Source organism: Kribbella lupini, assembly GCF_039529595.1.
GTDB classification, from domain to species: domain Bacteria; phylum Actinomycetota; class Actinomycetes; order Propionibacteriales; family Kribbellaceae; genus Kribbella; species Kribbella lupini.
Genome location: NZ_BAAANC010000004.1, coordinates 470,537 through 484,960 on the forward strand (window position 1 = coordinate 470,537; position 14,424 = coordinate 484,960).

Annotated in this window: 13 protein-coding genes; 3 read left to right on the forward strand and 10 right to left on the reverse strand. The window is 69.3% G+C overall.

Annotated elements, in window-relative coordinates; translation table 11 throughout:
- Positions 1-11 precede the first annotated feature (11 nt).
- Positions 12-659, forward strand: a complete 648-nt coding sequence (locus ABD235_RS35315; RefSeq protein ID WP_344182213.1) for a DedA family protein — start codon at positions 12-14, stop codon at positions 657-659.
- 3 nt (positions 660-662) lie between these two features.
- Here ABD235_RS35315 and ABD235_RS35320 read toward each other — a convergent pair whose 3' ends face one another.
- Entirely contained in the window at positions 663-1,952 is a 1,290-nt protein-coding gene (locus ABD235_RS35320) for a hypothetical protein (protein ID WP_344182215.1), read from the reverse strand.
- A gap of 84 nt (positions 1,953-2,036) precedes the next feature.
- Between ABD235_RS35320 and ABD235_RS35325 the strand changes: the two genes are divergently transcribed.
- Positions 2,037-2,438: a TIGR03668 family PPOX class F420-dependent oxidoreductase gene (locus ABD235_RS35325; protein WP_344182217.1), complete on the forward strand. Its 402-nt coding sequence runs from the start codon at positions 2,037-2,039 to the stop codon at positions 2,436-2,438.
- On the opposite strand, the gene ABD235_RS35330 is transcribed toward ABD235_RS35325, so the two are convergent.
- The 7 genes from ABD235_RS35330 to ABD235_RS35360 are packed head-to-tail and all read right to left on the reverse strand — an operon-like array spanning position 2,435 to position 11,263.
- The gene (locus tag ABD235_RS35330; RefSeq protein ID WP_344182219.1) at positions 2,435-3,691 is read right to left on the reverse strand and encodes a hypothetical protein; all 1,257 of its coding nucleotides are present in this window, start codon (positions 3,689-3,691) and stop codon (positions 2,435-2,437) included. The genes ABD235_RS35325 and ABD235_RS35330 overlap by 4 nt on opposite strands.
- Positions 3,692-3,699: 8 nt before the next feature.
- Entirely contained in the window at positions 3,700-4,950 is a 1,251-nt protein-coding gene (locus ABD235_RS35335; protein WP_344182221.1) for a hypothetical protein, read from the reverse strand.
- An 8-nt stretch (positions 4,951-4,958) separates the two neighbouring features.
- Positions 4,959-6,203: a hypothetical protein gene (locus tag ABD235_RS35340; protein ID WP_344182223.1), complete on the reverse strand. Its 1,245-nt coding sequence runs from the start codon at positions 6,201-6,203 to the stop codon at positions 4,959-4,961.
- A 26-nt stretch (positions 6,204-6,229) separates the two neighbouring features.
- Positions 6,230-7,534 (reverse strand): hypothetical protein, encoded by a 1,305-nt coding sequence (locus ABD235_RS35345; protein ID WP_344182225.1) that lies wholly within the window; start codon positions 7,532-7,534, stop codon positions 6,230-6,232.
- Between the two features lie 10 nt (positions 7,535-7,544).
- Entirely contained in the window at positions 7,545-8,786 is a 1,242-nt protein-coding gene (locus ABD235_RS35350; protein WP_344182227.1) for a fibronectin type III domain-containing protein, read from the reverse strand.
- Positions 8,787-8,796: 10 nt separating this feature from the next.
- The gene (locus tag ABD235_RS35355) at positions 8,797-10,038 is read right to left on the reverse strand and encodes a hypothetical protein (protein ID WP_344182229.1); all 1,242 of its coding nucleotides are present in this window, start codon (positions 10,036-10,038) and stop codon (positions 8,797-8,799) included.
- 13 nt (positions 10,039-10,051) lie between these two features.
- Positions 10,052-11,263 carry a hypothetical protein gene (locus ABD235_RS35360; protein ID WP_344182231.1) on the reverse strand — a complete coding sequence of 404 codons (1,212 nt, stop codon included), beginning with the start codon at positions 11,261-11,263 and terminating at the stop codon, positions 10,052-10,054.
- Between the two features lie 204 nt (positions 11,264-11,467).
- Here ABD235_RS35360 and ABD235_RS35365 point away from each other — a divergent pair, with 204 nt between their 5' ends.
- Positions 11,468-12,379: an esterase/lipase family protein gene (locus ABD235_RS35365; protein ID WP_344182233.1), complete on the forward strand. Its 912-nt coding sequence runs from the start codon at positions 11,468-11,470 to the stop codon at positions 12,377-12,379.
- Here the strand turns inward: ABD235_RS35365 and ABD235_RS35370 are convergent, their stop codons facing one another.
- Positions 12,380-13,864 carry a multicopper oxidase family protein gene (locus ABD235_RS35370; protein WP_344182235.1) on the reverse strand — a complete coding sequence of 495 codons (1,485 nt, stop codon included), beginning with the start codon at positions 13,862-13,864 and terminating at the stop codon, positions 12,380-12,382. It lies immediately after the preceding gene.
- The gene (locus ABD235_RS35375; protein ID WP_344182236.1) at positions 13,865-14,296 is read right to left on the reverse strand and encodes a hypothetical protein; all 432 of its coding nucleotides are present in this window, start codon (positions 14,294-14,296) and stop codon (positions 13,865-13,867) included.
- Between the last annotated feature and the right edge of the window lie 128 nt (positions 14,297-14,424).

Here is a 14,424-nt window from a genome sequence, read left to right on the forward strand (position 1 = left end):
AGGATTGAAGTATGGGGGAACTTCACGCACTCGCGATCGCGGTACCGACCGGGGGACTCGCGGTGGTCGCGTACCTGGTCGTCGGACTGGTCATCGGCGTCGAGTCGATGGGCATCCCACTGCCCGGCGAGACCACGCTGATCGCCGCGTCGCTGCTCGCGTCGCAGGGCGACCTGCGGCTGGTGCTGGTGATCGCCGCGGCCGCGACCGGCGCGATCGTCGGCGACTCGATCGGCTACTTCATCGGGCGCAAGGCCGGCCGCGGACTGTTCGAGCGGCTCGGCCGGCGGTCCAAGCACTTCTCCACCGACCGGATCGAGCGGGCCGAACGGTACTTCCACAAGTACGGCGTCTGGACCGTCTTCTTCGGCCGGTTCGTCGCGCTGCTGCGGATCTTCGCCGGGCCGATGGCGGGCATGCTCCGGATGCCGTACCCGCAGTTCCTGGCCGCCAACGCCGCCGGCGGCATCGCCTGGTCGACCACGATCGGCATCGTCGCGTACAACATCGGTGACAACGCCGACAAGATCTTCGGCGAGCTGTCGGTCTGGGCGCTGGCCCTGATCGGCGCGGCCGCGGTCACGGCGTACGCCGTCTACAAGCTGCGGCACCGGCACCGGACCGACGACCCGGTCGAGGTCACGGTCGACGCGCAGTAACCCTCAGCGGATCCGCAGGACGAGGCTGGGCGTCGCGGTGCCGTAGACCGGCGTGCCCTGGTACGTCGTACCGGGGACCAGGAAGCGGTAGGCGAACAGCCCCGGCTTGACCGCCTTGAAGCTGATCGCGGCCCGGCCGCCGCGCATCGGCGTCGCCTTGACGTTGCCCCAGGCCCGGCCGTTCCAGAACTGCAGCATCGCGGTGGTGTTCTGCGCCGGGCGGACGACGACCGCGGCGTTGATCACCTCGTTGCGGTTGTGCAGGTTGCCGCCGGCGTACCCCGCGCCCTGGATCAGCAGCCGGCTGCGGGTCAGGTAGTTCTTGCTGCTCGACGCGCTGGTCAGCGCGCCGACCCGGCTGTTGACCGGCACGTACGCCCGGTACGTCCGGCTGCCGCCGGTGTTGACCCGGATCTCGAAGTGCCCGCCCGGCTGGGTGGTCCCGCGGCCGGCCTGCACCCACGGACCGCCGGCCCGGTTCTGCGCGAGCACGACCACCGGCAGCCCGGCCGACGTCGACTGTTGCACCGTGCAACGAGATCCGCCGCAGCTGATCTCGTGCTGGACGGTCCGGCCGCGGATCAGCATCTGCTTGCCGAACGTCCACAGCGTCGGGACGGCGGCCGTCGTCGCGGTCGTCCGCCCGGCGATCTCGGCGCCGGTCAGCGAGGCCCACTCGTTCTTGGCCCGGAGCTGGAAGTAGTACGGCGGCCGCACGTTCTTCAGCACCAGGCTCGACTTGGTGGTCGGCGCGGCGACCGGCTTGAACGGCTGCCCGTTGACGCCGATCACCGGCGTGTACTGCTGCGTCCCGGCCGGTACGTCGAGCGGATCGTTCGGCGTGAAGTCCTGCGCCGCCGCCGGCACCTTCCAGCTCACCAGCACGTCCTTGCCCGACACCCGAGCGACCGCCTCGGCCGGACGCAGCGGCCCGTCGGTGTCGAACATCGGCGACCGGGCCGGCTTGCTGGTCACACCGCCGCGCGACGTACCGGTCGAGACCGCGATCCGGTAGTTCCCGTCGGCCGGGAACGCCGAGGTCGGGATCGCCCAGGTGTTCGGGTCGGTCGCCGCGACGTACTTCACGTACGACGGGCTGCTGGACACGACACCCTCGATCGAGATCCGGTTCGGCGCGTTGTCGTCCTTCCAGCTGACCTGCACCGCGGTCCGCGCCTGGTCCCAGGCGACCGAGACCCCGGTCGGCATCGGGTCCGACGAACAGGCGGTGAGGACCGCGGCGCCGAGCACTGTCGCGGCAACCACGGCAGGCAGTGACCGCACCCTGCCCATCGCACCTCACCTGCCTAGCGGAAGCTGGAACGCGTTGACCATACATAGTTGGCACCCCGGGCTGCCTAGCAGGAGGGCCGAATCGTGATACTCCCCACCGAGGTCTGCCGCATCCGCTTCGCCTCGGCGGACCGAGCTTTCCTGGCCACTACCGGTCTGGACCTGCGGCCGCATGTGGTCCCGGTCACGTTCGCCATGACCGGCGACCTCGTCCTGATCGCCGTCGACCACAAGCCCAAAACCACCCGCAACCTGCGCCGCCTCCGCAACCTCACAGAGAACCCGCGGGCCACGCTGCTGATCGACCACTACGCACCGGATTGGACCGAGCTGTGGTGGGTCCGAGCGGACTGCACGGCTGTGGTCGTGCCTGAGCATCCAGTGGATGCTCTCGCGGCCAAGTACGAGCAGTACGCCGAGACGCCTCCAGCCGGCCCGTTCATCGTCGCAAGCGTCGACAAGTTGACCGGCTGGTCGGCGAGTTAGCGGTACGTCGTCAGTACGAACTGCTGGCTGTACGCCGCGGCGACGCCCAGGCCGTTGAAGGTGTGCGCCGGCACGTAGTACCGGTACGCCGTGGAGCCGACCGTCGTCTGGTGGATGATCCCGGTCGCCTCGCCGTTCTTGACGGCCACGGAGCCGACGACCGTCCAGGCCTTGCCGTTCCAGCGCTGCAGGGTCGCCGTGCCGTTCACCGCCGGGTTGACCGTCAGGTATGCCGGGACCTTCTCGCCCGCGAACGTCTTCGAGGCCGCCAGGCTCGCGACGGCCTTCTGCTGAGTCGTCGTCGTGACGGCCGCGCTGTAGCCGCCGAACCACGCCTGTTCGTAGCTCCCGGTGGTGTTCCCGAAGGCGACCCGGTACTGCCTGGTCCCCCGGCTGGGCACGGCGAACCGGTAGGTCTGGTCGAACAGGTCGTACGACGCCACGGCGTACCAGGGGCTGGTCGCCGAGTTCCTGGCCTGCAAGGTCGCTCGCAGGTGCTCCGGGCCGGTGTAGGTGCCGCTGATCACGGTGTTGGCCCCGGCGACCACCCAAGCCGGAACGTTCGCGGTGAACTTGGTCTGTCCGGCCCGGATCCACTCGCTCGACAGTCCGGTGAACCACTCGTTCTGGGACAGCAGCGAGAAGTCGTACGGCGGCGGCGGCCCGGTGAACGTCAGCGCGGTCGCCGTACCCGCCGGAGCGGCCGGCTTCCACTCCGCGGTACCGATCCGGAAGCGCGGGTGGAAGATCACCGGATCGCTGCGGTCCAGCGGATCGCCCGGGGTGGTGTCCTCCGGCGGCGCCTCGGCCGCCCACCTGACGTTCAGCGTGCTGCTGGCCACAGGACTCCAGGACACGAGCTTCGGCGCTCCGGCGTCGGTCGTGTCGAACGCCGCGGAGACCGCCACCGGACTGGTGAGCCCTTCGGCGGTCCCGACCGCGACCCCGACCTCGAGCGGCGCGTTGCGGCTCCCGTACTCGCTGATCAGGTCCTTGCGCAGGTCAACGGTGTTCTCGCCGTCCGCGGCGACGTGCACGGTGAACTTCTGTGCCGTGCCGCCCACCGGCCGCACGAACACCCGGTTCGGCTGGTCCCCGGTCTCCTCCCAGGTCACGTGGACGAACTCGAACGTGTCGTCCTTCCAGCTGATCTTCACGTTCGTCGGCGCGGGGTCGGCCGCATGTGCGGGGGTGGCCACCAGCCCGCCGAAAAACAGGCCGGCCGACAGAGCAAGCCCGACGTGCTTCTTCATGGTGATCCTCACTGCCCGACGTTGTTGACGAAAGTGTTGGTGTAAGCCGCGGCGAACCAGGTCCCGCCGGTCCTGCTGACCGGGACGTAGAAGCGGTACGCCGTACGGCCGGGCTTGGTGGCGAGGACCGAGCCGTAGCCGGTGCCGGCCTTGACGGTGACCGGGCCGACAGTCGACCAGGCCGTGCCTGTCCACCGCTGCAGCTGCGCGGTCGTGTTGAGCGCAGGGTAGACGTAGACGCCGGCAGTGTTCCGCATCCCGGCGAGGATCGGGTCCCCGGTGAAGAATCCCGACGTCCGAAGCTGGGTGGTCGACGCTGCCGGTGCCGTCGACGCGCCGTACGCGATGACGGCGCCGGCGGAGTACGTCGCTGTCGGCGTGACCACGCGGTACTGGCGACTGCCTCCGGTGCCGAGCTGGAAGCCGAACTTGCCGCTTCGGAACACCGCCGACGCGACGACGTACCACGGACTGGTCGAGCTGTTGCGGGCCTGCAGCACGACCGGCCGGCTCTCCGTCGCCGGCGTGTAGGTGCCGGTCACCCTCGCGGAGTCCTGGTAGACGACCCAGGACGGGACCTTCGCGGTGAGCCGGGTCGCCTCGGCCGTCAGCAGCCTGCGGTAGAACTGGTTGCCCCACTCGTTGTACCCGGCAACGTACAGCGAGTACGGCGACCGCAGCGTGTACGTCGCCTGGGTCGCGGCGGTCCGGGCCCCGATCGGGTACGACTTCGGCGACCCCGTCGGCACGTAGTTCACCTGGTACGTCAGCGGCTCGGTCCGGTCGAGCGGATCGTTCGGCGTGGTGTCGCGCGACGCGTCCTTCCACCGCACGGTGCTCACACCCGCCGTCGACAGCGTCCTGGACACCACCTCCGGCGCGTCCGGCGTGTTCGCGTCGAAGCTCATCGACACGACCTTCGGCCCGCCCGACGCCGAGACCGCGAACTCGAACGGAGTGTCCCGCCCCTCACGCCAGTTGGCGGCCCGAATCGTCGCCGCCGGAACCTCCACGGAGTTCGGTTGGTCCGCCAGAAACGAGGTGGCGTAGTACGCCGTGGTGAAGCCTCGCTTGAACAGCTGAATCGAGTTGCCGACCGGCTCGGCCTCGTCCCAGCTCACCACGACCGTCTGGAACGTCGTGTCCTTCCACGCGATCCGGACGTTGGTCGGCACGACATCCGTCGCCGACGCCGGCGCGGCTACCAGTACCGACGCCGCCATACCGGCAGCGAGTACGAGTCCAAGCTGCTTCTTCATGGCCGGCCTCACGGAGTCGTGGTGAGGACGAAGTTCGGCGAGTACGCCGCGGCGTACCAGAGGCCCTTCACCGTGGTGGCCGGTAGGTAGTAGCGATAGGCGACCCGGCCGAGAGCTCCACCCTTGACGTAGCCCCGAGCGGACCCGCTGGCTGCCTTGACCGGGCCGACCGTGCTCCAGGTCGTGCCCGTCCAGCGCTGGAGGATCACGGAGTAGACGGCCGCCGGCGAGTGGGACATCGCAGCCATCGCGGTCTGGCCGCGCTTGACCGCAGCGGGCTCCCAGCGCACGCTCCACGCGTTGTTCTGGACCGTCATCGCCTGGGTCTGGCTGAAGCCGCCGAAGTGGACGACGTTGCTGAACTCGTTCACCCGGTTCGGCACCTGGACGCGGTACTGCCGCGAACCGACGGCGCCCAGGCCGAGCCTGTAGGTGCCTTCGTAGTTCATCTGCGAGGCCACGACGTACCAGGGGCTGGTCGCGGTGTTGCGCGCCTGCAGGATCACCTGCGCGCTGTCGCCGGCGAAGGTTCCGGTGATGGCCGGCTCCGAGAGCGGCGAGCCCGACTTCACCCAGGCCGGGATGACGGCGGTCAGGCCGCTGGTCGCCGCGGTCACCACCTCGCTGCTGCGTGACCCCCACTCGTTGCTGGTGAGAACCTCGAACCGGTACGGCGGCGGCGGTCCGGTGAAGCTGATCTCGGTGGCCTTCGACGCCGCCGCGAGGTCGGTGATCTTGCCACCGGCAACAACGCGCGGCGTGTACAGCGTCGTGCCGTCGAGGTCGAGCGGGTCGCTCGGCGTCCGGTCCGTGGTGGAGCTGACAATCGGCTTCCACCGCACCCGCATCGCGCTGCTTCCCGAGATCGTTGCCGAGACCTTCGTGACAGGAACCGCCGCGGTGGTGTCGAACTGCGGCGAGACACCCGCCGGACCGGTCTCCCCCGCCGCCGTCCCCGCCGACACCTCGATCTGCAGCGCGTCGGCATCCATCGGCAGCCTGGTGGCCGGGTAGTCGACCACGTTCGCCGCACCCGCGGGGACGAACACCGGCAGCAGCGTCGCCATCGTGCTCGGCGCCCGCACCACCACCTTGTTCGGCAGGTCACCTTCGTCGGTCCACGTCACCCGGACGAACGCGTGGGTCGCGTCCTTCCACGTGATCGTCACACCGGTGGGCGCCGGGTCGGCGGCGAAGGCCTCGGTGGCCGTCAGCACCGAACCGAGCATCCCGGCCGCCACGGACAGAGCCATCAGCTTCTTCTGCACAGCAACGCCTTTCAGCGAGGAGCGGTCGAGTAGTGGCAGCCCTGCGAAGGCAAACAGGGAGTGCTCATCCCCGGAATCACGTTGTTCACGAAGGTGTTGGTGTACGCCGCCGCGAACCGCGCACCGCCGTACACGGTGGCGGGCACGTAGTACCTGTACGCCGTCCGGCCGGCCTTCGGGGCGATGATGTAGCCCTTGCCGGTGCCGTTCTTCACCGCGACCGGCCCGACTGTCGTCCAGGTCTTGCCGTTCCAGCGCTGCAGCGTGGCGGTCGTGTTGGCCTGCGGGTACACGTAGACGCCGGCGGTGTTCCGGTCGTAAGTGCCGATCTGCGGCGACACGAAGAAGCCGAACACGTCGAGCTGCGTCGTGGACGACGACGTCGCGCTCACCCCTTGGTAGGCGAGCGTGTTCCCGAACCAGGTCGCCGGCGCGACGGCTCGGTACTGGCGGCTGCCGCCGGTTCCGAACGGGAAGGAGAACGTGCCGTCACTGAACTTGCCCGAACTGACCGTGTACCAGGCGCTGGTCGAGGTGTTCCGGGCCTGCAGCACGATCTGTCGCTGCTCGTGGGCCGGCGCGTAGGTTCCGGTGATCTTCGCGGCCCGGTTGTAGACGGCCCAGGCCGGGACCTTGGCGGTCACGCTCGTCGGGTAGGTGGAGAGGAAGTTGTAGGCGCTGGAGCTGCCCCACTCGTTGTACGCGTCGACCCACAGCGTGTGTGCCGATCGCAGCGTGTAGGTCAGCTGCGTCGCGGTGGTCCGTCCACCGATCTTGATCTTGGAGAAGCCGGCCGCGTCGTACCCCGCCTGGTACGTCACCGGCGAGCTCAGGTCGAGCGGGTCGTTCGGCGTGAGGTCGGTCAGGGGCGGCGACTTCCACTTCACGGTCATCGCGCCGGAGGCGGCCAGCGTCGACGAGACGCGCTGCGGTGTCACCGGCACGTCCGCGTCGAAGCCCGGCGACAGTGCCTCGGGACCGTCCGACCCCGCCGACACGGCGAGCTCCAGCGGGAGGCCGTCCCGCATCCCGGCGTAGCTCGAGGAGACCGCGCCGGTCCAGAGCTCGATCGAGTTCGGCTGCTCGGCGGTCGTCGACCAGGACCGGAACACCTTGGTCTGACCGCGCTGACGCAGCGAGATGACGTTCGCGACCGGCGAGGCCTCGTCCCAGCTCACCACGATGCGCTCCGTCGCGTTCGGTTTCCAGCTGAGCTTGATGTTGGTCGGCGCCGGCTCCACCGCGTGGGCGGGGGACGCGACGAGCAGGGCGGCGACGAGGCCGCCGGTGACGGCGAGGGCAGGGAGGATTCTCATGAAGGCCTGTTCAGATCGTGGTGAGGACGAAGTTCGGGGAGTACGCCGCCTGGTAGGTGGCGCCCCGGTAGACAGTGGCCGGTACGTAGTACCGGTAGGCGACCCGCCCGACGGTGACCGCGCGTACGTACCCGACGCCGTGCCCGCCGCGCACCGCGACCGGGCCGACAGTGGTCCAGGTCTTCCCGCTCCACCGCTGCAGGACGGCGGTGGTGTCAGCGGCCGGGCCGACGTCAACGTGAGCCTCACCGGTCTGGCCTCGCTTGAGCTGGGACGCGCGAAAGGCACCTTGTGTGCGGAGCTGGACCACCGAAACCGTGATCGGGCTGAAACCGCCGAACCACACTCGGGTCGGCGCAGCGACGTTCGGTACCTGCACGCGGTACTGGCGCGGGGCCGGTCCGAGGAAGCCGAAGTAGTACTCGCTGTTGAACGAGTTCGCCTTGACCACGTACCACGGGCTGGTCGACGAGTTACGCGCCTGCAGGATGACCTGTCGGGCATCGGCTCCGTCGAGGGTCCCGGTGACCTCGACCACGTCGCCGTACCGTGACCACGCGGGCGTGACCTGGATGGTCGGGTCGACCGTTCGCGCCTCGAGTGACAACGAGGCGGTGCTGCCCCACTCGTTGACCGCGGCGACCGAGAAGAGGAACTTCGGTGCCGGCGCGGTGAAGCTCACCTGCGTCGACGGCCCCGGGACGCCGAGAGGCACCAGAGGTTGACCACTCCCGACAGTGCGGTACCGGGCCTGGAACTGAGGTGGTACCGTCCGGTCGAGCGGGTCATCCGGCGTGCTGTCAACAGGCGCTTTGCCGGGTTGCCACCGGACGGTCAAGCCGTTGCTGCCGTTGACGACGCTGGACACCAACGTGGGCATCCCCGGCGCATCGGTGTCGAACCTGGGCGACAGCGCCATCGCACTGGTGTCACCCGATTCCGTCCCGGTGGAGACACCGATCTGGGCCAAGCCCATGCCGAAGAACCTGCCGGCGGGGATGTCGACCTCGTTGGGAGCGTCCGTAGGGACCAGAAATATGCGCCCGGAGTCGGGCAGTCCGGCGCGATGCAGGAGCACACGGTTCGGATGCGCGCCTTCTTCGTCCCAGGTCACGTGGACGGTGGTGAGAGTGTCGTCCTTCCAGCTGACCTTGACGTTGCTCGGAGCAACGTCTGCGGCGGACGCCGGGGTGGCGACGAGCAGGGAGGCGGCCAGGCCGGCGGTGACGGCGAGGGCGGGCCAGATCTTCAACTGAGCTCTTTCAGGTCGTGGTGAGGACGAAGTTCGGGGAGTACGCCGCGTGGTACGTGCCGCCGGAGATGGTTGCGGTGGGCACGTAGTAGCGGTAGGAAACGCTGCCAGGGGTGGTGCTGCGGACGTAGCCGTCGCCGAGGCCGTTGGTGAACTGGACCGGGCCGACGGTGGTCCAGGCTGATCCGACGTAGCGCTGGAGGGTTGCCGTGCCGTTGTGGCCGGGAAGGACGCCGAGAGTTGCTCGGGCGGTCTCGCCGCGCTTCACCGTCGAAGTGGGGAACGAGGCGTTGACCTTGTGCTGGACGTTGTTCGTGCCGACGGCGCTGTAGCCGCCGTACCAGACCTTGTTGCCGGCGACGGCGTTCGGGACCTGGACGCGGTACTGGCGGGACGGCGTGAACTGGAAGGTGTACATGTACGAGCCGGTGGTGTTCAGGCGCGACGTGACGGTGTACCAGGCGCTGGTCGGGCTGTTGCGGGCCTGGAGGATGACCGTGCGGGGGTCGGTGCCCGCGAGCTTGCCGGTGAGGTCGAGCAGGTTGTCGTAGACGACCCAGGCCGGCACGTTCAGCGTGGGCGCGCTGGCGGCGGCGTCGACCAGCTTGGCGGTCGTGGTGCCCCATTCGTTGCGGCTGGCAACGGAGAAGGTGAAGGCGGGGTTGCCGGTGGTGAAGTTCGCCCGCGTTCCGCTCAGCTCGATCGGGCCGACCGAGACCGGCGGCTCGGCGCCGACCTGGTAGAACGACGAGTAGTTCGGCGGAAGGGCAAGGTCCAGCGGGTCGTTCGGGGTGAGGTCCTCGGTGACCGGGCCGGCTTTCCACTCCACGGCGAGGCCGCTGCTGCCCGAGGGCACCGCGGAGACCAGCTGAGGCGGGCTGGGCCGCTGGGCGTCGAACTGCGGGGAACTCGTCAGCGGGCCGGTCTCCGGATCCCCCTGGCTGCCGAAGGCGACAGAGAACCACAGGCGCGGGTACTCCGACGGAGACCACGAGGCCGGGATGTCCATCTGGTTGGGGGCGTCGGCGGCCGTCCACGCCTCACGGATCGGCGTGTCGCCTTCCTTGGCCTGCAGAAGGATCCGGTTCGGCTGCGCGGAGGTCTCGTCCCAGGTGAGGCGAATCGCCTGGTGGCTGCTATCGGCCCAGCGGATCTGCACGTTGGTCGGCGCGGCGGCGGCGGAGGCGTTGGTGGTGACGGCTCCGGAGAGCGCGAGACCACCGACGAGGGCAAGGGCGGGCCACTTCTTCATCGGGAATTGCCTCTCAGGTGACGGTGAGGACAGCGGTCTGGGAGTACGCCGCCAGGTAGGTGGCGCCGCGGTAGACCGTGGCGGGGACGTAGTAGCGGTAGGAGTACTTGCCGGGCACGGGATGACGGACGTACCCGTACGCCGTACCGGCGTCGGCCTTGACAGGGCCGACCGTCGTCCAGGTTGTGCCGTTCCAGCGCTGGAGCACGGCGGTGAGCGCGGCGAGCGGGTAGACCGTGAGCGTCATCGTCCCGTAGCCGCCGCGCTTGATGGTCGGGTACGGGATCCCGAGGTTCACGTTCAGCTGCACCTTGGACGTGACGACGGGGCTGTAACCGCCGAACCACACGAACTGGCCACCGGCGGTGTTCGGGACCTGGACGCGGTACTGCCGCGGAGCCGAGTTCTGCAGCGAGAAGAGGTACTGCCCACCGCTGAACGTGCGCGTCCCGACCACGTACCAAGGACTGGTCGGCGTGTTCCGCGCTTGCAGGATCACCGGGCGCGCGCCGTTTCCGGCGAACGTGCCGAACAGGTTGAACAGGTAGCCGTACGTGCTGATCCCCGGCGCCGACAGGCTCGGTGAGCTGGTGCCCGCCTCGACCAGCGCGGTGGTCGTCGTACCCCACTCGTTGAAGGTCGAGACGCTGAGCCGGAAGGTCGACGTCCGGCCGGTGACGGTCACAGCAGTCCCGGGCCCCTTCGGTGAGACCTCGACCCCGTCGGCCTCCGCCTGGAACACCGCCGTCGCGGGGCGGTCCAGCGGGTCACCGGGCGTGGTGTCCGGCTTCGGCGTACCGGCCTTCCACGACGCGGTCAGCGTGCTCGTCCCCGAGATCGCCGACGACACCAGCTCAGCGGGCGCGGGAAGGTCGGTGTCGAACGACGGCGACATGGTCACCGGTGCGGCCTCGTCGCCTCCGGCCGAGACGCCGATCTGGGTCACCCGGCGAACGTCGACCAGCGACGCCGGAAGGTCGAGCTGGTTGGGCTGGTCGGCCGCGACCAGCGTCACGCCGTTCGTGACCGGCTTCCCGTCCTGGTACTGCACGACCCGGTTGGGCTGGGCGCCATCGTCGTCCCAGGTCACCCGGACCACGGAGAACGAGTCGTCCGCCCAGGCGATCGTGACGTTGGCCGACGTGGCCGTCGCGGCGTGGGCCGGGGTGGTCAGCGTGGCGGCGAGCAGGGCACCGGCCAGCAGGGGTACGGCAACGCGCTTCATCGAAGTCCCCACACAAGAAGGGGCCATGTTCCCCCACGGCCCAGCCAGCGCATTCTTCAGCACGGGCGTTGTGGTTGGCAACAAAGTTGCAGGTTGCTGCAAAAGCCTGACCGACGAGCACGCGGAGTAGTGGCGTCTTGACAGAGCGCAGCGGACTCGGTAGACCGATCCTGCCCTGATCCCCACACCTGCGAGGCGGTCCCGATGCGGAAGCTGTTGCTGACGGCAATTACCACTGTCCTGCTGGCCGGCCTCGCCACTCCCGCGAAGGCTGACGTCCTGCCCGTGCCGTCCGCCGCACTCGCGCTGGCCAACGCGGCAGCGCACCCGGACACCTCACCGGCCGGCTCCAACGACTGGAGCTGCCGCCCGACCGCGGCGCACCCGCGGCCGGTCGTGCTCGTGCACGGCACGGTCGAGAACATGACGTTCAACTGGTTCACGCTCTCGCCGCTGCTGAAGAGCAAGGGCTACTGCGTCTTCGCGTTCAACTACGGCCAGCTCCCCGGCCGGTACGCCGGGCTGCCGGGCTCGCGGCTGGCCGGTGGCGTCGCTCCCGTACCGACCTCGGCCGGGCAGCTCGAGGCGTTCGTGGATCGGGTGCTTGAGGCAACCAACTCGTCGCGGGTCGATCTGGTCGGGCACAGTCAGGGCGGCATGATGCCGCGGTACTACCTCAAGTTCCTCGGCGGTGCCGCGAAGGTCGGCCACCTGGTGGCCCTGTCCCCCTCGAACCACGGTACGACGGTCGACGGGCTGGCCCACCTGCCCGGCGTACCGGAACTGCTCAGCACGGGCCTCGGTCCGTCGGTCCGCGACCAGATCAAGGGCTCGGAGCTGCTCCGCAAGCTCAACGCGGGCGGCGACACCGTGCCCGGGGTCCGCTACACCGTGATCCAGACCCGGTACGACGAGGTCGTCACGCCGTACACGTCGGCCTTCCTGACCGGCCCGAAGGTCACCAACATCCTGCTCCAGGACCGTTGCCCGCTCGACGCATCGGACCACCTCTCGATCTCGTTCACGTCCCCGGCATCGCAGTACGTCGTCAACGCGCTCGATCCCGCCCACGCGAAGCCCGTGCGGTGCGATCTCGCGCTGCCGGCGGTCGGCTGATCACTCCGGCTTGTTGTGGTGCGCGCCGCCGCTGTGGAAGGTGGTGCCGACGCCGACGTACATAAGGTGGGTGACCAGCCCCTGGGCGGCGTGCTGGAGGTTGTGGCAGTGGTCCATCCAGATGCCAGGATTGTCGGCGACGAAGGCGATCTCGTAGGTCTCGTGGTCCTCGACGTTGAGGGAGTCGACCCACCACGGGCTGCCGGTCGCGGCGACGCCGTCGCGGCTCAGGACGACGACGTGGTGGCCGTGCAGGTGCATCGGGTGGACCTGGCCGGACTCGTTGCGCACCGTCATCCGGACGACGTCGCCGTCGGCAACCATGAACATCGGGACCTTCGGAAGCTGGTGACCGTTGATCGTCCACCACAGCCCGGGCCGTCCGTCGAAGAAGCCGGGCCGGCGGCCGATGCGGTACTCGAAGTGCCTCGTCGCTTTCGCCGGATCGAGACCCAAAGCCTTCGGTACGCCGTAGCTCAGCAGGTCAACCCGTTCACGCGGTTCGGGCCCCTGAGGCGCGTCGCCGGCGCCAATCACCAGCGTGGTGGGGCCACCGCCCAGGCCGATCCGCACGGCCGATCCCCGCGGGACAGTCAGTTTCAGGTCGATCCGGCCGCCGGCGGTCACCAGGACCGACTTGTTCTCCACCACCGGCGGTTGGTTGACGTCCGTGCCGTCGACCGCCGCCACCCGGTACGGCGTACCGTCGACCCACGCCGCCATCGGGCCGTTGTCGGTGTTGATCAGCCGGACCCGCACCTCCGAGCCGGGCGCCGCGTCGACCCGGCGTTCGCCGTACTGGCCGTTGACCGTGCGGACCTTGTCGTAGGTGTGCACGGCGGCGACGACATCACCGGCGGCAGGTGAGACGACCAACGCGCCGAACAGCCCCTTGGCGACCTGCTCGTGGGAGACCTGGTGCGAGTGGTACCAGTACGTACCGGCGTCGACCGCGACGAACTTGTAGACGTGGCTCTGTCCCGGCAGCACCGAGTCCTGGGTGACGCCGGCGACGCCGTCCTCCGACGGCGGCACGTCGACGCCGTGCCAGTGCAACGTCACGCCGTCCGGCACGGACTCGTTGTGCAGCGTGACCTGGATCAGCTGCCCCTGCCGCGCGGTGATCCGTGGCCCGGGTGAGGTGTGGTTGAGCGTGTAGCCGTCGACAGGTCCACGGCCTTCGATGGTGATCGGCTCCTTGCGGGCGATCAGTTCGAACAGTACGTCGGCCTTGCGGTCGGCCGGAACGGAGAACGAGGCGAGGTCCCGCTGGTGCCCTGCATGCTCCCCCGCGACCGGCCCGCCGCCGAAGTCGGCGTACCCCATGTCCATCGGCGACAGGTCGCCGGGCACCAGACTCTGCTGCCAGAAGAACCCGATCGGCGCGAGGATCGCGAGCGTCGCGGCCAGCGCAAGCAGCAGCCGCCGGCGGGAACCGGCCGTCGCGCGTGAACCGCCCGGCCCCGGATCGGTTGCCTCAGGCATCTAGATGTGTGCGCTCGCCGTCGTCGGCGCCTCCACCCGGGTGACCGCCCGCCGGCCCGCGATCCCCGCGACCGCCAGCAGCGCGAGCGCGTTGATCCCGTGCAGCGCCCCGATCGCCGGTACCCCGAACGAGACGAACGCGAGCGCGATCTGCAGCACCACCAGACCGAGCACGATCGCCGCCCACTTGACCCCGCCGGCCACGTGCGCGAAGAACGAGACGATCAGCAGCAGCAACGCCAGGATCGGGATCACCATCATCCCGACGATCCCGTGCAGCTCGTGCCCGAAGTTGCCCTCGTAGTTCTTGTCGATCACCAGCCCGCCGTCCAGGTCCTTGAGCGCGGTGAACCAGCCGAGCGCGATCGCCATCACCTGCACGACGACACCGAGCCCGATCAGCAGCGCGAGGTAGCGGTAGACCGATTTCATGGATCCTCCCCCGGATCCGCGCGACCGTCAGCCGATCGAAGTCCCCACCTCCGGCCCAGGCACCCCCGCCCGGGAGTCGCGCGCTTTTCTCATGGTGCGACGGTCACCGCCCGTGCACAAGCCCGAAA